The organism is Streptomyces sp. NPDC054770 (genome assembly GCF_053611985.1).
In genome coordinates, this window is record NZ_JBSHBL010000064.1 from 40,393 (window position 1) to 59,442 (window position 19,050).

At 70.1% G+C, this 19,050-nt stretch carries 17 protein-coding genes, 1 tRNA gene and 1 riboswitch; of the genes, 14 read left to right on the top strand and 4 right to left on the bottom strand.

The window, feature by feature from the left end:
- Positions 1-23 precede the first annotated feature (23 nt).
- The 9 genes from ACWGKQ_RS38760 to ACWGKQ_RS38800 all read left to right on the top strand — a co-directional run bounded on the left by ACWGKQ_RS38760 (position 24) and on the right by ACWGKQ_RS38800 (position 10,809).
- A complete protein-coding gene (locus ACWGKQ_RS38760; RefSeq protein WP_453296744.1) occupies positions 24-1,304 on the top strand; it encodes a cytochrome P450 family protein in 1,281 nt (426 codons plus the stop codon).
- 144 nt (positions 1,305-1,448) lie between these two features.
- A complete protein-coding gene (locus ACWGKQ_RS38765) occupies positions 1,449-2,429 on the top strand; it encodes a transglycosylase family protein (RefSeq protein ID WP_453296745.1) in 981 nt (326 codons plus the stop codon).
- A 208-nt stretch (positions 2,430-2,637) separates the two neighbouring features.
- Positions 2,638-2,812: riboswitch (cyclic di-AMP (ydaO/yuaA leader) on the top strand.
- 4 nt (positions 2,813-2,816) lie between these two features.
- Positions 2,817-3,497, top strand: coding sequence for a transglycosylase family protein (locus ACWGKQ_RS38770; protein WP_453296746.1), 681 nt, complete (start codon positions 2,817-2,819; stop codon positions 3,495-3,497).
- A 431-nt stretch (positions 3,498-3,928) separates the two neighbouring features.
- Entirely contained in the window at positions 3,929-5,215 is a 1,287-nt protein-coding gene (gene eno / locus ACWGKQ_RS38775) for a phosphopyruvate hydratase (protein WP_089102262.1), read from the top strand.
- 107 nt (positions 5,216-5,322) lie between these two features.
- Positions 5,323-5,799, top strand: coding sequence for an FtsB family cell division protein (locus ACWGKQ_RS38780; RefSeq protein ID WP_453296747.1), 477 nt, complete (start codon positions 5,323-5,325; stop codon positions 5,797-5,799).
- Positions 5,800-5,839: 40 nt separating this feature from the next.
- Entirely contained in the window at positions 5,840-6,364 is a 525-nt protein-coding gene (locus ACWGKQ_RS38785; RefSeq protein ID WP_453296748.1) for a DUF501 domain-containing protein, read from the top strand.
- Between the two features lie 128 nt (positions 6,365-6,492).
- Entirely contained in the window at positions 6,493-7,434 is a 942-nt protein-coding gene (locus tag ACWGKQ_RS38790; RefSeq protein ID WP_453296749.1) for a Ppx/GppA phosphatase family protein, read from the top strand.
- Between the two features lie 446 nt (positions 7,435-7,880).
- On the top strand, positions 7,881-9,260 hold the full coding sequence (locus ACWGKQ_RS38795) for an NAD(P)/FAD-dependent oxidoreductase (RefSeq protein WP_453296750.1): 1,380 nt from the start codon (positions 7,881-7,883) through the stop codon (positions 9,258-9,260).
- A 253-nt stretch (positions 9,261-9,513) separates the two neighbouring features.
- Positions 9,514-10,809, top strand: coding sequence for a class I SAM-dependent methyltransferase (locus ACWGKQ_RS38800; RefSeq protein WP_453296751.1), 1,296 nt, complete (start codon positions 9,514-9,516; stop codon positions 10,807-10,809).
- Between the two features lie 65 nt (positions 10,810-10,874).
- On the opposite strand, the gene ACWGKQ_RS38805 is transcribed toward ACWGKQ_RS38800, so the two are convergent.
- Both ACWGKQ_RS38805 and ACWGKQ_RS38810 read right to left on the bottom strand, forming a co-directional pair.
- Positions 10,875-13,403: an ABC transporter permease gene (locus tag ACWGKQ_RS38805; protein ID WP_453296752.1), complete on the bottom strand. Its 2,529-nt coding sequence runs from the start codon at positions 13,401-13,403 to the stop codon at positions 10,875-10,877.
- Positions 13,403-14,176 (bottom strand): ABC transporter ATP-binding protein, encoded by a 774-nt coding sequence (locus ACWGKQ_RS38810; protein ID WP_453296753.1) that lies wholly within the window; start codon positions 14,174-14,176, stop codon positions 13,403-13,405. Before ACWGKQ_RS38810 ends, ACWGKQ_RS38805 begins: the two co-directional genes overlap by 1 nt.
- 400 nt (positions 14,177-14,576) lie before the next feature.
- On the opposite strand from ACWGKQ_RS38810, the gene ACWGKQ_RS38815 reads away from it, so the two are divergent.
- Positions 14,577-14,659: transfer RNA gene (locus tag ACWGKQ_RS38815), tRNA-Leu, on the top strand.
- A gap of 46 nt (positions 14,660-14,705) precedes the next feature.
- Here ACWGKQ_RS38815 and ACWGKQ_RS38820 read toward each other — a convergent pair.
- Both ACWGKQ_RS38820 and ACWGKQ_RS38825 read right to left on the bottom strand, forming a co-directional pair.
- Positions 14,706-14,966: a hypothetical protein gene (locus ACWGKQ_RS38820; protein WP_453296754.1), complete on the bottom strand. Its 261-nt coding sequence runs from the start codon at positions 14,964-14,966 to the stop codon at positions 14,706-14,708.
- A gap of 146 nt (positions 14,967-15,112) precedes the next feature.
- Complete coding sequence (locus tag ACWGKQ_RS38825; protein ID WP_453296755.1) at positions 15,113-15,508, bottom strand: helix-turn-helix domain-containing protein; 396 nt, start codon at positions 15,506-15,508, stop codon at positions 15,113-15,115.
- 230 nt (positions 15,509-15,738) lie between these two features.
- Between ACWGKQ_RS38825 and ACWGKQ_RS38830 the strand changes: the two genes are divergently transcribed.
- From ACWGKQ_RS38830 to ACWGKQ_RS38845, 4 genes are all read left to right on the top strand, one after another.
- Positions 15,739-15,954 carry a hypothetical protein gene (locus ACWGKQ_RS38830; protein ID WP_293994153.1) on the top strand — a complete coding sequence of 72 codons (216 nt, stop codon included), beginning with the start codon at positions 15,739-15,741 and terminating at the stop codon, positions 15,952-15,954.
- Between the two features lie 75 nt (positions 15,955-16,029).
- Positions 16,030-16,248, top strand: a complete 219-nt coding sequence (locus ACWGKQ_RS38835) for a hypothetical protein (protein WP_189268007.1) — start codon at positions 16,030-16,032, stop codon at positions 16,246-16,248.
- Positions 16,249-16,413: 165 nt separating this feature from the next.
- Positions 16,414-18,321 carry a hypothetical protein gene (locus ACWGKQ_RS38840; RefSeq protein ID WP_453296756.1) on the top strand — a complete coding sequence of 636 codons (1,908 nt, stop codon included), beginning with the start codon at positions 16,414-16,416 and terminating at the stop codon, positions 18,319-18,321.
- A 50-nt stretch (positions 18,322-18,371) separates the two neighbouring features.
- Positions 18,372-19,050: hypothetical protein (locus ACWGKQ_RS38845; protein WP_453296757.1), on the top strand; the 679-nt coding region annotated here is incomplete at its 3' end.

Sequence of the window (19,050 nt, forward strand, 5' to 3'; positions counted from 1 at the left end):
CGGGCTCCGGATACCGTCAAGGAGTGACCAACCAGCCCCATCCCGCCCCTGCCGCCCCCGACCTCTTCACCTGGGAGTTCGCGACCGACCCCTACCCCGCCTACGCCTGGCTCCGCGAACACGCCCCCGTGCACCGGGCCGCGCTCCCCAGCGGTGTGGAAGCCTGGCTGGTCACCCGGTACGCCGATGCCAAGCAAGCCCTCGCCGACCCCCGGCTGTCCAAGAACCCGGCGCATCACGACGAGCCCGCGCACGCCAAGGGGAAGACCGGGATCCCCGGTGAGCGCAAGGCCGAGTTGATGACGCATCTGCTGAACATCGATCCGCCGGACCACACCCGGCTGCGGCGGCTGGTGAGCAAGGCGTTCACACCGCGCCGGGTGGCGGAGTTCGCGCCGCGCGTGCAGGAGCTGACCGACCGGCTCATCGACCGGTTCGCCGCGGCCGGGTCCGCCGACCTGATCCACGACTTCGCCTTTCCGCTCCCCATCTACGCCATCTGCGACCTGCTCGGCGTTCCGCCCGAGGACCAGGACGACTTCCGGGACTGGGCCGGCATGATGATCCGGCACGGCGGCGGGCCGCGGGGCGGGGTAGCGCGGTCGGTGAAGAAGATGCGGGGATACCTGGCCGAGCTGATCCACCGGAAGCGGGAGGCGCTGCCCGCCGAGGCCGGGCCCGGCGAGGACCTGATCTCCGGGCTCATCAGGGCCTCCGACCACGGCGAGCACCTCACCGAGAACGAGGCCGCGGCCATGGCCTTCATCCTCTTGTTCGCCGGGTTCGAGACGACCGTCAACCTGATCGGGAACGGGACCTACGCCCTGCTCACCCACCCCGAGCAGCGCGCCCGGCTCCAGGACTCCCTCGCGGCCGGCGAGCGCGGGCTGCTGGAGACCGGTGTCGAGGAACTGCTGCGCTACGACGGGCCGGTGGAGCTGGCCACCTGGCGGTTCGCCACCGAGCCGGTCGTCATCGGCGGGCAGCACATCGCGCCCGGCGACCCGGTCCTGGTCGTCCTGGCCGCGGCGGACCGGGACCCGGAGCGGTTCGCCGAGCCGGACACCCTCGACCTCGCCCGGCGGGACAACCAGCACCTCGGATACGGCCACGGCATCCACTACTGCCTCGGTGCCCCGCTCGCCCGCCTGGAGGGCCAGACCGCGCTCGCCACCCTCCTCACCCGCCTTCCCGACCTCCGACTCGCGGTCGACGAGAGCGAATTGCGGTGGCGCGGCGGGCTCATCATGCGCGGACTGCGCACGCTCCCCGTGGAGTTCTCGGCCCGTACGGGCAGAACGTGACCAGCGTTCAAGTCTGTGATCTTCACGTGATCTGCGCGGCATTAACTTGTGACAAGTGATCGTCTGCCGATACGTTCACCCATCAGCGCGGCGCCCTGCGGGACCCGCCGTGCCGGTCACCGCTGTCGCTCGAAAGGTTTCCGCATGCTCTCCGGGAACGGTCGTCACCGTCGCCCCCGTCAGGCTCCGGCTCTCCTCGTCGCGGCCGGCGTGACCGGCTCCGCCATCGCCATCCCGCTCCTCGGGGCGGCGAGCGCCAACGCGGCCGACGGCTCCACCTGGGACCACGTGGCCGAGTGCGAGAGCGGCGGCTCCTGGAGCGCCGACAACGGCAACGGCTACTACGGCGGCCTCCAGATGTCCCTGGACGACTGGAGCAAGTACGGGGGCCAGGAGTACGCCAGTACGCCCGACCAGGCGAGCCGTTCGCAGCAGATCGCGGTCGCCGAGAAGATACTCGCCGACCAGGGCACCAAGCCCTGGCGGACCTGTGCGCTGCTGGCCGGCCTCTCGTCCGACGACGCCTCGGTGAACGTCGACACGGGCCTCGGCGGCTCGGATGATTCGTCCGGTTCCTCCGACTCGTCGGACTCGTCCTCCGGGCTGCTGAATTCGTCGTCCTCCTCCTCCGATTCCGGGTCCTCCTCCGACGCCTCGGACTCCGGGAGTGACTCCGCCACTCCCTCCCCGAGCGCGAGCGACGACTCCAAGGCGGACACTCCCAGCAAATCCGCCAAGACGGAAAAGTCGGAATCATCCGACTCCGGCACCTCGAAGGCGAGCGAGAGCCCCGTCATCCCCGAGGCCGACACCTCGGACAATTCAGGGCAGACCGGAGGCTCTTGGAGTCTGGTCGACACGGGGGCCGTCAGTGGCGGCGGCAAGCATCGCGGCGACTCCGCGGATGAAAACGTGACAAACGGTCAGGATGCCACCACTTCCGGCCGTCACGCCTCCCACGCCGGCGACACCTACACCGTCCACGCCGGCGACACCCTCGCCTCCATCGCCGACTCCCTTGACCTCGACGGCGGATGGCGCGCGCTCTACTCCGCGAACAAGACGGCCATCGGCATCGACCCGAACAACATCGCCGCCGGTCAGACCCTGAAACTCGGTAGCTAAACGGACGAAAAGCAGCGGGAGTTGGCCTCCCGTGCCGCCCCACTTAGAAGTTGAATGTCCGTTTTGGTGAAAGTGTGGGATGAGTCTCAGAAGCCCTGATCATCTTTGAAATTCACCTGATCGCCTGTTTACGGTCAAGGCCGCTCGTCACCACGAGCCCCGGCCGTCGCAACGCCGAGTCCTGCCAGCGGCCGTCCGGGAACAGTCGTCGCGTCATGCGCCGTAGGCAGGAGCGGGGGACCCAAGGTAAGTGCCGGGACCGGTAGTCGAGGCTGCCGATCCGGCTCGGGGTGAAGCCGCGCACCGACACACAGGTGTGCGGCCGGGCAACTCAACCGGCCCGAACCCGACAGCTCACCTCGCAGGCGTCGGTGAGGGGATCGATCCATGCTGTTTTCCGGCAAGGGCAAGCACCGTCGTCCGTCCAAGGCCGTCCGCGCCATCGCTGTCGCCGGTGTCACCGGCGTCGCCGTCGCCGCGCCGCTGATGGCGGCCGGCAGCGCCTCCGCCGCCACGGCCTCGGAGTGGGACGCCGTCGCCCAGTGCGAGTCGGGCGGCAACTGGGCCATCAACACCGGCAACGGCTACTACGGCGGTCTCCAGTTCTCGGCCTCCACCTGGGCCGCGTACGGCGGCACGCAGTACGCCGCGCAGGCCAACCAGGCCACCAAGGCGCAGCAGATCCAGATCGCCGAGAAGGTCCTCGGCGCGCAGGGCAAGGGTGCCTGGCCGGTCTGCGGCACGGGCCTGTCCGGCGCCACCTACACCGGCAGCAGCACCGGCTCGTCCGGCTCGTCGAGCAGCGGCGCCGGCACCCGCTCGACCGACACCCAGGCGGCCTCCCGCTCCGCCGAGCGTCCGGCCGCCAAGAAGACCGTCACCACCCCGACCGGCAAGAAGGTCAAGAAGGGCGACGGCGAGTACAAGGTCGTCAAGGGCGACACCCTCAGCTCGATCGCCGTGAAGCACAAGGTGAAGGGCGGCTGGCAGGCGCTGTTCAAGCTGAACAAGGACATCGTCGACGACGCCGACTTCATCTACCCGGGCCAGCAGCTGCACCTGAAGTAGGGCGCGGCCGCACCTGAAAGCAGGGTGCGGCTGCACGTGAAAGCAGGGTGCGGCGCGGTCGCCGTAAGTACTAAGCGGCGCCCAGCTGAACCACAGCCCCCACACAACCGCGGTCCCCATAGTGGAGACCGCGTGAGGGTCACCCCCGTCCCCCACGGGCCCCCGCTCCGGTGCGTTTTCCCCCGTACGCACCGGGGCGGGGTTTCTCTTTGCGGTGCCGCGGTCCCCTTCTTGGTCCGCTCTTCTCCCGTTCTTCATCGGGACCCCCTTTGTTCCGCGGGTGAACAATGAGTACCGTCTCTGTGTCCAAGGGCCGGTCGGTCGTGGCGGCCGACGGCCCCAGGACGGTTAGGCTCTAGTCGCAAGGCTGAGCAAGGGCCGACGAGGCCCGCGTGCGCCCCGCACAACCAGCGTCACAACCCAAGAAGGAGATGCTCGTGCCGTCCATCGACGTCGTCGTAGCCCGGGAAATCCTGGACTCCCGAGGCAACCCCACGGTCGAGGTCGAGGTCGGCCTCGACGACGGCAGCACGGGTCGTGCCGCCGTTCCGTCCGGCGCCTCCACCGGTGCCTTCGAGGCCATCGAGCTCCGTGACGGCGACCCCAACCGCTACCTGGGCAAGGGCGTCGAGAAGGCCGTCCTCGCCGTCATCGAGCAGATCGGCCCGGAGCTGGTCGGCTACGACGCCACCGAGCAGCGCCTGATCGACCAGGCGATGTTCGACCTGGACGCCACCGACAACAAGGGCTCGCTCGGCGCCAACGCCATCCTCGGCGTCTCCCTGGCCGTCGCGCACGCCGCCTCCGAGGCGTCCGACCTGCCGCTGTTCCGCTACCTCGGTGGCCCGAACGCGCACCTGCTGCCCGTCCCGATGATGAACATCCTCAACGGCGGCTCGCACGCGGACTCCAACGTCGACATCCAGGAGTTCATGATCGCCCCGATCGGCGCGGAGTCCTTCTCGGAGGCGCTGCGCTGGGGTGCCGAGGTCTACCACACCCTCAAGAAGGTCCTGAAGTCGAAGGGCCTGGCCACCGGTCTCGGCGACGAGGGCGGCTTCGCGCCGAACCTGGAGTCCAACCGCGCCGCGCTCGACCTCATCCTGGAGGCGATCAAGCAGGCCGGTTACGTCCCCGGTGAGCAGATCGCCCTCGCGCTCGACGTCGCCGCGTCCGAGTTCTACAAGGACGGCAAGTACGAGTTCGAGGGCAAGTCCCGCTCGGCCGCCGAGATGACCGAGTACTACGAGGAGCTCGTCGCCGCGTACCCGCTGGTCTCCATCGAGGACCCGCTGTTCGAGGACGACTGGGCCGGCTGGAAGGTCCTCACCGACAAGCTGGGCGACAAGGTCCAGATCGTCGGCGACGACCTGTTCGTCACCAACCCGGAGCGCCTGGCCCGCGGCATCGAGGAGGGCACCGCCAACGCCCTGCTGGTGAAGGTGAACCAGATCGGTTCCCTGACCGAGACCCTGGACGCCGTCGAGCTCGCCCAGCGCAACGGCTTCAAGTGCATGATGTCGCACCGCTCCGGCGAGACCGAGGACGTCACCATCGCCGACCTCGCCGTCGCCACCAACTGCGGCCAGATCAAGACCGGCGCCCCGGCCCGCTCCGAGCGCGTCGCCAAGTACAACCAGCTGCTGCGCATCGAGGAGATCCTCGACGACGCGGCGGTGTACGCCGGCCGCAGCGCCTTCCCGCGCTTCAAGGGCTGACCCCTACGGAGTTAAGCCTTAGCCAGTCGTACGTACGTCCCCGTACCCGGTCCCGTACCGTGTCCGGGGACGTACGCGCGTATCAGGGTGACCAGGGAGGCGGGGACATGGCCGTGAAGGACCGGGACCGGTTCTCCACCGCGACCAGGCTCAAGCTGCTCGGCGAGCAGACGGCGGCCCGTGTCTACCGCTCCCAGACCCGGCGCCAGGCCCGCCGTTCCCGGCTCACCGGCCGCGCCGCGCTGCTCGCGATCGTGCTCTGCACGATGATCGTCGCGCTCGCCTATCCGATGCGGCAGTACGTCTCCCAGCGCGCCGAGATCTCCGACCTCGAACGGCAGCAGCAGCAGGCCCGGCAGCGGGTCGAGCAGCTGCGGGACCTCAAGGCGCGGTGGCAGGACGACTCCTACGCCGAGCAGCAGATCCGGCAGCGGCTGCACTATGTGATGCCGGGGGAGACCGGGTACGTCGTGATCGACCCCGGTGCCGCCAAGCAGGCGCACGCCTACCTCGGGGCGGCCGACCGGCCCTGGTACGCGAACGTCTGGGACGGCGTCGACAAGTCCGACGCGTCCGACCAGTGAGCAGTAGCGCGCAGTAGCGCGGCAGAGCAGAAAGACAGGCATGGAAACGGCTCCTCCCTCCACTCCGCGTACCGAGCCGACCGACGCGGACGTCGAGGCCTTCAAGCAGCAGCTCGGGCGGCCGCCGCGCGGACTGCGGGCGATCGCGCACCGGTGCCCGTGCGGGCAGCCGGACGTCGTGGAGACCGCGCCGCGGCTGCCGGACGGGACGCCGTTCCCGACGCTGTACTACCTGACGTGCCCGAAGGCCGCGTCCGCGATCGGCACCCTTGAGGCCAACGGCGTGATGAAGGAGATGACGGCGCGGCTGGAGAGCGATCCGGAGCTGGCGGCGGCGTACCGGGCCGCGCACGAGGACTACATCCGGCGCCGGGACGAGATCGAGGAGCTGACGGGCTTTCCCAGCGCCGGGGGGATGCCGGACCGGGTGAAGTGCCTGCACGTCCTGGTGGCCCACTCGCTGGCCGCCGGCCCCGGTGTGAACCCGCTCGGCGACGAGGCGATCGCCATGCTTCCCGAGTGGTGGGCCAAGGGGGCGTGTGTGGTGCCCTCGACCGAGAACTGACCGCCGGTCAGCCCACCGTCCCAGGGGGCTCCGCCCCCTGGATCCCCGAGACCTTCGCCCACCCACCACCCGAATCGGTCCGCTGCAAGGTCACGTACAGCACGTACAGAGTGAGGAACACACCACCCATGACCCGCGTCGCCGCCATCGATTGCGGTACCAACTCCATCCGGCTGCTCGTCGCCGATGCGAACCCGGAGACCGGGGAGCTCGTCGATCTGGACCGGCGGATGGTGATCGTGCGGCTCGGGCAGGGGGTCGACCGGACCGGGCGGCTGGCGCCGGAGGCGCTGGAGCGGACCTTCGCGGCCTGCCGGGAGTACGCGGCGGTCGTCAAGGAGTACGGGGCGGAGCGGCTCAGGTTCGTGGCCACCTCCGCGTCCCGTGACGCCGAGAACCGGGACGAGTTCGTGCGCGGCGTGCTCGACATCCTCGGTGTCGAGCCCGAGGTCATCAGCGGTGACCAGGAGGCCGAGTTCTCCTTCACCGGCGCCACCAGGGAGCTCGCCGGGCGCGACGACCTCGCCAAGCCGTTCCTCGTCGTGGACATCGGCGGCGGCTCCACCGAGTTCGTGGTGGGCGACGCACACGTCGCCGCCGCCCGGTCCGTGGACGTCGGCTGCGTGCGGATGACCGAGCGGCATCTCGTGCACGAGGGGCGCGTCAGCGACCCGCCCACCGAGGCCGAGACCGCCTCCATGTGGGCCGACATCGAGCGCGCCCTCGACCTCGCGGAGGAGACCGTACCGCTGCGCGAGGCGCACACCCTGGTCGGTCTCGCCGGCTCCGTCACCACCCTCTCCGCCATCCACCAGGACCTGCCGGAGTACGACTCCGCCGCCATCCACCACTCCCGCATCCCCTACGCCCGGGTCCGGGAGATCACCGAGTGGCTGCTGCGATCGACGCACGCCGAGCGGGCGGCGATCCCCGCCATGCACCCCGGCCGCGTCGACGTCATCGCGGCCGGTGCCCTCGTACTCCAGTCGATCATGGAGCGGGTGGGCGCGACCGAGGTCGTGGTGAGCGAGCACGACATCCTCGACGGCATCGCCTGGTCCATCGCCTGACGGCGGCCCTCGGAGCCGCTCCCGACGCATCGTCTGAGCGGGCCGGGTAAGCGGATGAGCGGGTTTGGCGTCGGTGACACGCCGTGCCACGAGAGCCCGTCGGAAAACTTCGTGAAGTTCTTCACAAGGAATTCGGCGCAGGTGGGGGGTCCGGTGGGGGCTCTTGGGCCGTTCGGGGGCTCAACAGGCCTGAGCGGATGCTCAGGAGAGCGTCGAGGGGGTGTTCCGGGAGGTGCTCGTGAGGGTGACATCGGGTGCCCTCACGGTGCCCCCGGAAGCCTGGAGAGGCAGCTCACGCGGCATTGACAACGGGTCGTATCGGAAGTGGGTTCCCGCCGATGACCATGACCTGTGTCACGTGAGCGGCGGAGTGTAGCACGGGCCCTGTAGAAGCTTGTGAAGGGGCGCACGAGCGGCCCCCCTGGGGCGGGTGGATACTCGATGCCATGAGCACCACGGAGCGTCCCAGGATCCTCGTAGTAGGCGGTGGGTACGTAGGCCTGTACGCAGCTCGGCGCATTCTCAAGAAGATGCGCTACGGCGAGGCGACCGTCACGGTCGTCGACCCCCGGTCGTACATGACCTACCAGCCCTTCCTCCCCGAAGCCGCCGCCGGCAGCATCTCCCCTCGGCACGTCGTCGTCCCGCTGCGACGCGTCCTGCCGAAGGCGGAGGTCCTCACCGGCCGGGTCACCACCATCGACCAGGACCGCAAGGTCGCCACGATCGCGCCGCTGGTCGGCGAGTCGTACGAGCTGCCCTTCGACTACCTGGTGATCGCACTCGGCGCGGTCTCCCGCACCTTCCCGATCCCCGGCCTCGCCGAGCAGGGCATCGGCATGAAGGGCATCGAGGAGTCCATCGGCCTGCGCAACCACGTCCTGGAGCAGCTGGACAAGGCCGACTCCACGACCGACGACGAGATCCGCCGCAAGGCGCTCACCTTCGTCTTCGTCGGCGGTGGCTTCGCGGGTGCGGAGACCATCGGCGAGGTCGAGGACATGGCCCGCGACGCCGCCAAGTACTACAAGAACGTGTCCCGTGAGGACATGCGCTTCATCCTGGTCGACGCCGCCGACAAGATCCTTCCCGAGGTCGGCCCCAAGCTGGGCCTGTACGGCAAGGAGCACCTGGAGAGCCGCGGTGTGGAGATCTACCTCTCCACCTCGATGGACTCCTGCGTCGACGGTCACGTGGTGCTGAAGAACGGCCTCGAGGTCGACTCCAACACGATCGTGTGGACGGCGGGTGTCAAGCCGAACCCGGCGCTGTCCCGCTTCGGTCTCCCGCTCGGCCCGCGCGGCCACGTGGACACCGCCCCGACCCTCCAGGTGCAGGGCACCGACTACATCTGGGCCGCGGGCGACAACGCCCAGGTGCCGGACGTCGCCGCCCGCAAGGCCGGCGTCGAGAACGCCTGGTGCCCGCCGAACGCGCAGCACGCGCTGCGCCAGGCCAAGGTCCTCGGCGACAACGTGGTCTCCGGCATGCGGGGCTTCCCGCAGAAGGAGTACAGCCACGCCAACAAGGGCGCGGTCGCGGGTCTCGGTCTGCACAAGGGCGTTGCGATGATCGTCCTGGGCAAGACGAAGATCAAGGTCAAGGGCCGTCTGGCCTGGTACATGCACCGTGGTTACCACGGTCTCGCCATGCCGACCTGGAACCGCAAGATCCGTATCTTCGCGGACTGGACGCTCGGCATGTTCCTCAAGCGCGAGGTCGTGTCCCTGGGTGCCATGGAGAACCCCCGCGAGGAGTTCTACGAGGCCGCCAAGCCGGCGCCGGTCGCCGCCCCGAAGGCCGAGGAGAAGGCCAAGGCCTCCTGACCCCGGTCACCGGTCGCTGAACCACCCGAAGGACCTCCCGCCATCCGTGGTGCGGGAGGTCCTTCGGCGTTTCTGGGCGCGGAGGCAACAGCACGGCAACAGGTGGGCAGTAGAACTGGGGGCGGTGCCGGAGAGTGCGTGGCGCATACACCGGTTTTGCCCAGTCGTAACTCCTTTGCGGGACTGCGCCGCTGCCCTCACGGTGTTTACGTGGTAACCGGCATCCGGGATCAACGTCTTGGAGGTGTGCGCCATGGCCGACGCCGCGTCGCGGCTGAGGAGAGTTGCCGAGCAGGTGCTGGGAGCCCCGCTCCCGGTGCGGCTGCGGGCCTGGGACGGATCGCAGGACGGGCCGCCGGACGCGCCGACACTCGTCGTGCGCAACCGCCGCGCCCTGCGCCGCATGTTGTTCAAGCCGGGCGAACTGGGCGTGGCCCGCGCCTGGGTCGCCGGCGACCTGGACATCGAGGGCGACCTCTACGGCGCCCTCGAAGTGATGTCCGGACTGATCTGGGAGCGCGGGGAGGACAGCCGTACGGTCCTCCAGGCCCTGCGGGACCCCGCCGTACGGGCCGCCGTGGGCGAGCTGCTGAAGCTCGCCGGGCCGCTCCTGCCGCCCGCCCCGCCCCGTGAGGAGGCGCGCAGACGGAGACACCTGCACACCCGCCACAGCGACAGACAGGCCATCAGCCACCACTACGACGTGGGCAACGACTTCTACGAGCTCGTCCTCGGGCCGTCGATGGTCTACTCGTGCGCCTACTGGGGGGACATCGAAAACGCAGAGACCCTGGAGAGCGCGCAGCGCGACAAGCTCGAACTCGTCAGCGCGAAGCTCGGCCTGACCCCCGGTCAGCGGCTGCTCGACGTCGGCTGCGGCTGGGGCTCCATGGCGATCCACGCGGCCCGGGAGCACGGCGTGAGCGTCGTCGGGGTCACCCTCTCCCAGGAGCAGGCCGCGTACGCCCGCAAACGGGTCGCGGACGAGGGTCTGACGGACCGGGTGGAGATCAGGGTCCAGGACTACCGGGACGTCAGGGACGGGCCGTACGACGCGATCTCGTCGATCGGGATGGCCGAGCACGTGGGGGCCGAGCAGTACCTGGTGTACGCGCGGGAGCTGTACGGGCTGCTGAAGCCCGGCGGGCGGCTGCTCAACCACCAGATCGCACGGCGGCCGCAGCACGACGAGTCCGGGTACAACGTCGACGAGTTCATCGACGCCTACGTCTTCCCGGACGGCGAGCTCGCCCCGATCGGCACCACCGTCACCCAGCTGGAGCGGGCCGGGTTCGAGGTGCGGGACGTGGAGTCGATCCGCGAGCACTACGCCCGCACCCTGCGCCAGTGGGTGGCCAACCTGGAGGCCGAGTGGCCGCGGGCCATGCGGCTGACCAGCCCCGGCCGGGCCCGTGTCTGGCGGCTGTACATGGCCGCCTCCGCCCTCGCCTTCGAACGCAACCGCATCGGCGTCAACCAGGTGCTGGCCGTCCGGACCCCGGAGTCGGGTGCCTCCGGGCTGCCGCTGCGCACCCGCACCTGGAACTGACGGCGGCACACGAAAGGGGCCCCACCGCGAGCGTGGGGCCCCTTCGCCGTACGTACCGCCGTCCGCTACTCGGACTTGATCGCCGCCAGCACGTTCAGCCGCGCCGCGCGCCGGGCCGGCCACAGGGCCGCCAGGACGCCGACCGTGCCGGCCAGGAGGAGGAAGACCGCCATCCGGGTCCAGGGCAGCACCAGCTCGTACGTCGGCATCTTCGCGCCGACCAGCTGACCGGCCGCCCAGCCGAAGAACACGCCCAGGCCGATGCCCAGCACCCCGCCGAAGAGTGAGATGACCAGGGACTCCAGGCGGACCATACGCTTCACCGCCTTGCGGTCCAGGCCGATCGCGCGGAGCATGCCGATCTCCTGGGAGCGTTCGAACACCGACATGGCCAGGGTGTTGATGACCCCGAGGACCGCGACGATCACCGCCATCGCGAGCAGGCCGTAGACCATGTTCAGGATCAGCGTGAACGCCTGCGCGATGGAGTTGGACAGGTCCTGCTTGTCCTGGACCTTGATCGCCGGGTTGGAGCCGAGGGCCTTCTCCAGCTTGTCCTTGGTCGCGCTCGACGCGCCGTCCGCCGTCTTGACCATGACCTGCATGTCGGCCGGGTCGCTCTCGTGCGGGGTGAGGACTGCGTCGTCGAGCATGATCCCGCGGATGAGCTGGTTGCCCTCGTAGACCGCGGCGACCGTGAGCCGCTGCGCCTTGCCGTCCTCGTAGTGCACGGTGAAGCCGGAACCGGCCTTCCAGCCGTGCGACTTGGCCGTGTCGTCGTCCACGACGACGTCCGTGCCGCCGACCTTGAAGGTGCCGCTGTCCACCGTGAGGTCGGTCAGCTTGCCGATCGCCGAGCCGTTGACGCCGGTCAGGTACTCGGTGTCGCCGTCGATCCGGGAGGCCGCGTTGCTCAGCGGGCTGGAGGCGGTGACGCCGTCGGTGGCCGCGACCTTCTTGGCGACGTCGGGGGAGAGGGCGTTGCCGTTGGCCATCGAGACCACGTAGTCCGCGCGGATCGCCGCGCTCGCCATCCTGTCGATGGACTTCTGGAGGCTGCCCGCCATCACCGTCATACCGGTGATCAGGGTCAGGCCGATCATCAGCGCGGACGCGGTGGCGGCGGTACGGCGCGGGTTTCGCACCGAGTTCTGGCGCGCGAGCTTGCCGGAGACGCCGAACCCGCGCAGCAGCGGGGCCGCGGCCGCGATCAGCGGGCGGGAGAGCAGCGGCGTGAGGACGAAGACGCCGATGATGAGGAGGACGGCGCCCAGGCCCATCGGCGCCTGGCCGTCGGAGCCGCTCATCGTCGTCGCCGCCAGGATCACCGTCACGCCCGCCGCCGAGAACAGCGCGCCGATCGTGTTGCGCAGCACCAGCGACTTGGTGGTCGGGGCGGAGTGCAGGGCGCTCATCGCGGCGACCGGCGGGATCTTCGCGGCGCGGCGGCCGGGCAGCCAGGCGGCCAGCATGGTGATGACGACGCCGACGGCGAGCGCGGCCGCGACCGTGCCGGGGGTGATGACCAGCGGGCCGTCCGGGACGGTCGCGCCGAGCGAGCCCAGCAGCGAGCGCAGTCCGGCGCCGATGCCGATGCCGGCGACCAGACCGGTCACGCCGGCCACCGCGCCGACCACGAACGCCTCGATCAGCACCGAGCGGGTGACCTGGCGGCGCGAGGCGCCCACCGCCCGCAGCAGCGCGAGCTCCTTGGTGCGCTGGGCGACCAGCATGGTGAAGGTGTTGGCGATGATGAACGTGCCGACGAACAGCGCGATGCCGGCGAAGACCAGCAGGCCCTGGCGCAGCCCGCTCATGCTGCTGGAGATCTGCTTCGCCTGGTCGTCGGCGAGCTGCTGCCCGGTGGTGGTCTCCACGAGCTTCTTCGGCAGGGCCTGGTCCAGCTGGGACTTGAGGGCGGCCTGGCCGGTGCCCGCCTTCGCGGTCACGTCGATCTCGTCGTACGCGCCCTTCTTGCCGAACAGCTGCTGCGCGGTCGCCGTGTCGAACAGGGCGAGGCTGCCGCCGGCCGCGACGTTGCCGTCGTCGGTGGTGAAGATGCCGGCGATCGTCGGGGTGAGGACCGGGCCGTTGACCGAGATGCGCACGGTGTCGCCGACCTTGTAGCCGGCCCGCCCGGCGGTCTTGGCGTCGATCAGGACCTCGTTCTTCCCGCTCGGCGCGTGGCCGCTGGCCAGCGGGTAGCGGGCGTCCTTGGCGCCCCAGTAGTTGCCGCCCTCGGACTGCCAGCCGCCGCCGATCAGCTTGCCGTCCTTGTCGGCGATCGCGGTGAAGCCGGAGACGACGCCGGTGGCGGAGGCGGCCCCGGGGACCTTCGCGGCCTTGTCGAGCAGGGCCTGGGTGAGGTCCGGGGTCTTGCCGAGCGTGTCGCCCTTGGAGTCCTGGTACTTGGCCTGGACGGCCACGTCGACGCCCTTGAAGCCCTTGGCGGAGCTGTTCTGGAAGGCGTCCGAGACGGTGTTGGTGAAGACCAGGGTGCCAGAGACGAACGCGACGCCGAGCATGACGGCGAGCACGGTCATCAGCAGCCGGGCCTTGTGCGCGAGTACGTTGCGCAGGGCGGTGCGGAACATCAGCTGGTACGGCCCTTCGCGTCGAACTGCTTCATGAAGTCCAGGACGCCCTCGGCCGTCGGGCGGTACATCTCGTCGACGATCCGGCCGTCGGCGAGGAAGACCACGCGGTCCGCGTACGACGCGGCCACCGGGTCGTGGGTGACCATGACGACGGTCTGGCCGAGCTCCCGCACCGAGTTGCGCAGGAAGCCCAGCACCTCGGCGCCGGAGCGGGAGTCGAGGTTTCCGGTCGGCTCGTCACCGAAGATGATCTCCGGCCGGGAGGCGAGGGCGCGGGCCACGGCGACGCGCTGCTGCTGGCCGCCGGAGAGCTGCGAGGGGCGGTGGCCGAGCCGGTCCCGGAGGCCGACCATCTGGATCACGTTGTCCAGCCACTGCTTGTCCGGTTTCCGCCCCGCGATGTCCATCGGGAGGGTGATGTTCTCCAGGGCGGTCAGCGTCGGCAGCAGGTTGAACGCCTGGAAGATGAACCCGATCTTGTCCCGGCGCAGCTTGGTCAGCTGCTTGTCCTTCAGGGAGCCCAGCTCGGTGTCGCCGATCCGCACGGAACCGGAGGAGAAGGTGTCGAGGCCGGCCACGCAGTGCATCAGCGTGGACTTCCCGGAGCCGGACGGCCCCATGATCGCGGTGAACTCGGCCTGCCGGAACTCGACGGTGACCCGGTCCAGGGCGACCACCTGGGTCTCACCCTGGCCGTAGATCTTCGAGAGGTCCGTGGCACGTGCGGCCACGGAAGTGGTCCGCCGGTCGGCGATGGGTGTGGTGGACACGGAAGGGCGCTCCTGTCGGGACGACGGCGTTCATGGGGACCGCACCATCGTCTCGGCCGTACGGGCCCGTGTAGTCAGCCGCAGTTCCGGTTCCGGGGGGCGACTCGGGACGGACCACGGGGGTGCCGAGTCATACCTGGGGATGACGGCGACGATCCGGAACCGGGTCCTCCCGGTCGTCGAGAACAGGTGGAGCCCCCTTGTTCGGACGGTGAAATTCCGTCATTCCGTGTACGCGCCCACCCACCGCGCGTAACGCTATTGGCAAGTGCGGATGGCTAGTTCCGGGGGCTGATGCTCCCTCAGACGTCAATAAAATAAGACAACATCGGGTTGCCCGTCCGCTGTTCGAGGGACGCCTCCCGATAGGCTCGGAGCCTCGTAGCGGAGCCCATGGCCTGCCCGGATGGTGGAATGCAGACACGGCGAGCTTAAACCTCGCTGCCCCTCGCGGGCGTACCGGTTCAAGTCCGGTTCCGGGCACTTCCCGCACCTCTCGTGGCTGGCGCCACCCGTCCTCGGCGCCGGCTCACCCCTCGTAGACGGTCAGCACGGCGCCGTCGACCTCGATGCGGCGGCCCGCGTGCATGCCGTTGCGGCGCAGGGTGCGCAGGCACTCCTCGAAAAGGGCGAGTTCGCCCGGGTCCAGGATGGCGGCGGCCAGGTCGAGGAGTTCGGTGACCGACCCGTCGGTGAGCACCTCGGGCAGTTCCCCGGACAGCAGGACGACGGACTCACCGTCGGGTTTCCGGACCACGGCCGTCGCCGGTCCGCCGTGCACGAACAACACATGTCCCCCTGAGAGCCCGTGGTCGTGCGGCTCTCGCGTTCCCGGGCAGTGAGGCAGAGACTAGCGGCGGATCTTGACGCTTTCGTGCGGAGTTGGATTATTTTTCCGACTTGACGGAAGAGCGTCCGGAAGCGGCCCGGTGGCGCTCACTTCTCCCGGGGCGCGCGGTCCAGCAGGGACTCCACGAGCGCGGTGACATGCCGGCGGTCGTCGGCCGACAGTTTCTGGACGCTGGCGATGAGCAGCGCGACCTCGGGGTCGGCGGCGCCCGCGGTGCCCTTCGGATCCGCGGCCGGCGAGGTGTCGTACACGTGGATCCCGCAGGCCTCGGCGGCGGCGCGGCGCACCGCCTCCAGCGGGAGTTCCAGGCCCTTGGCCAGGCCTTCCAGGGTGGTCGCCTGGGGCATGCGGACCACGCGCTCGGTGGTGGCCAGGTGGTGCACGGTGGAGCGGGGGATGCCGCCGCGCCGTGCCACGTCGCCGTAGGACCAGCCCTTGCGGTCGAGGTGCTCACGGATCAACTGCTGCAGTGCGTTGGCCACTGACCGTCACTTCCTGCTCGCCACCTGCGGACTCCGTCATGTCGCGGCCGATTCTACGGGCGGGTCGGCGATCGGCCGAGTGGGTGATTTCCGGAAGGGGTTGCGCGAGGGGTTCCGCAGGGCCTAGTGTCCAATCTCGTTGGACAGCACGTCCGACCAGATTGGACAGAGTCCGGGGGGAACCTGACTCAGTCCGATCGGAAATGTCTATCCCTGAGGGGGAAAAGATCATGATGGACGCCCACGAGCTTGAGGCCGAGTCCGCGGAGCTGCTGCCGGGTCGCGAGGCCCTGGGCCGGCTGAAGTTCGGCTTCGGCAAGACGGTCAACGTCACCAAGCACATCGCGAACATCGACGCGTCCAACCAGTCCGCCGCGCTGAACGACCACTCGTCGTGGTCGGTGGCCGACTCCGGCGCCGGTCAGACCATCAGCGTCCACCAGTAGTACCGCCCTGGCGCACGGCGCCGGCACCGAGACCGACCTCAACCTCATCGCACACGAAACGAAGGGACATCCGTCATGAGCATGGACATGAACGAGCTGGAGAACGAGTCCGCCGAGCTGCTGCCGGGCCGTGAGGCCCTCGGCCGCCTGAAGTTCAGCTTCGGCAAGACGGTCAACGTCACCAAGCACATCGCCAACATCGACGCGTCCAACCAGTCGGCCGCGCTGAACGACCACTCCGCCTGGTCGTCCGCCGAGTCGTCGGCCGCGCAGACGATCAGCGTCACCCAGTAGTCCCCAGGGGCGCCGCCGCCGTCGCCCCCCCCACACCACCCGCTACACCTCCTCCCCCCCGCGGCCCCCCCCCCCCCCCCCGGCGCCCCCCCGCCCCCGGCCATCGGGCCATCCGGGGGGGAACACCGGGCGGAAACATCATGGGGACTCGGGGGGAGACCACATATGACGGTGCTCGGAGACGGGGCCGCCGCGCTGTACGACACGGGCCCGGTGCCCGGACCCGGCGGCTGGCCGGTGACCTACGAGCAGGTGGCGACGGGCAACCTGCCGGTCGTCGAGCAGCCGTCACCGGTCCCGAGGCTGAGCGCGGGGCTGCGGCTGCACGGCGAGTACCAGGGGTCGGGTTTCACCGAGCCCAAGTACATCGCCCGTCGGGGGGACGGGCAGGTCGTACAGCTGTCCAGGCTGCTGTACCTGGTGGCGTCGTCGGTCGACGGCGTCCGCGATGCCGAGGCCATCGCACACCGGGTCAGCGCCCGCTTCGGCCGTGAGGTCAGCGGGGAGAACATCCGCTTCCTCGTCGAGAAGAAGCTGGAACCGCTGGGCGTGACGGTCCCGGAGGGCCAGGAGGACGACGAGGTCGAGGCCCCGCGCTCCGACCTGCTGCTCGCCCTCAAGGGCCACCGGGTCATCTTCGACGAACGGCGTACGGCGAAGATCGCCCGTTCGCTGGCGTGGCTGCACCGGCCGGCCGCGGTCGCGCTGGTGCTCGGCTCGGCCATAGCCATGGACGTCTGGCTGTTCGGGTTCTTCGGGGCGATCGAGCCCGTCCTGGAGGTGCTCGACCAGCCGGTACTGATCCTCGTCGTCTTCGTGCTCACCGTGGCCTCGCTCGTCTTCCACGAGTTCGGGCACGCCTCCGCGTGCAGATACGGAGGAGCCCGGCCCGGCTGCATCGGGTGCGGGCTCTTCCTCATCTGGCCCTCCATGTACACCGACGTCACCGACGTCTACCGGATCGGGCGGGCCGGCCGGCTCCGCACCGACCTGGGCGGCGTCTACTTCAACGTCGTGTTCATGCTGGCCATGGCCGGCGCCTACTTCGCCACCGGGGCCCAGTTCTTCCTGGCCGCGGTGTATCTCGGGCACTTCGAGATCATGGAACAGCTGATGCCGGCGGTACGGCTGGACGGCTACTACATCCTCGGCGACCTGGCCGGGGTCCCGGACCTGTACGGCAAGATCAAGCCGATCCTGCTGGGCCTGGTGCCGGGGCCGAGGGGGGACCGGGCCCGCCAGGAGGTCGCCGGGCTGAAGAAGTCCGCGCGGGCCATCGTCGCCACCTGGGTACTCACGATGGTCCCGCTGATCATCGGCGAACTCGGCTACGCGCTGTGGAACCTGCCGCGCATCCTCACCACGATGATCCGGTCGCTGACCGAGCAACTCGTCGGCACCGGCTCGGCGTTCGTGGACGGGAAGATCGTCGAGGGGCTGGTCGGGACGATCGGCTGCGTGATGCTGCTGTGCCCGATGGCCGGTGTCGTCTACCTGTCCGTGAAGATCGGCGGCCGGATCGTCCGGGCCGCGAAGCGTTCCACAGCGGGGCGCCCCCGGCTTCGGCTGGCGATCTGCGCCCTCGCCCTCGCCGGGCTCACCGGGCTCAGCTACGCCTGGATGTCCGGGGTGACCCCGAAGCCGCTGCCCAAGCAGCCGCCGATCGCACCGATCCTCCAGCCGGGGGTGCCGACCACGGAACCGCCGCCGGCCCGGCAGGCCTCGGCCCCGGACCGGCCGGAGGACTCCGGTGCCCCCTCGGACACGGTGTCCGGCGGGCCGTCCGGCTCGGCCGGGACGAGCGCCGCGCCCTCGGCCGGGGGGCCGTCGCACGGCGCGTCCGCCTCGGCCTCGCCCTCCGCCTCGGCGTCGGGCAGCCCCGGGCACGGCGCCGGCACATCCCCGCCGCCGGCCAGCGGGGGGCCGGTCACCGAGCCGGTGTCCTCGCCGCCGGCGAGCGTCCCGGTGTCCCCGACGCCCACCCCTTCGGAGAGCGTCCCGGTGTCCCCGACGCCCAGCCCGTCCCCGCCGCCGGCCAGCGACTCGCCGCCCCCGGCCCCGGCCACGTCCTGACGCGCGGCACCACCACCTACCGCAGCAGCACCGGAGCACAGGAGCACTCCATGAGCAGTCACCGAAAAACCCGTTCCACCGCAGGTCCGTTCACCCGGCGGGCCGTCCGGATCGGCCTGTTCGCCGCCGGCGTCGCCGGGGCGGCCACCGCCGTACCCGCACAGGCGGCCACCGCCGCCCCGCATGCCGCGGTCGTCTCCGACCACGTCTTCAGCCACGCCGACCGCGGCCACCACACCCAGGCCAGGGACTCCTTCACGGTCCGCCAGTTCGGCACGGTGAACGCCACCGCCGTGCGCAACCAGGCCAACGCCGTCTCGGCCGGCTGCTCGGCGGACGACCACTGCCGCTCGGTGGCGCTCTCCTTCCAGATCGTCACGGTCGCCGGGGAGCACACCCACCTGAACGCCGTGAACCTCAGCGACGCCGCCAACAAGGAGTGCACGGGCTGTCAGACCCTCGCCGGGGCCTACCAGTTCGTGGTCTCCACGCCGACCGCGCTGCGCTTCGACAGGGCCACCCAGGACAAGCTCGCCGACATCCACCGCCGGCTCGACGCGCTGACCCGTTCCACCCTGCCCGCCGACCAGCTGCGCTCGCAGGCCGACGGGCTCGCCGGCGAGGTCACCGCCGTCCTGCACGACGCGGTCGCGAACGCGCCGAAGGGCGACCCGCAGAAGGACGTCACCCTCCACCGCCACCTGGACGGCTGGCCGAGCACTCCTCCGG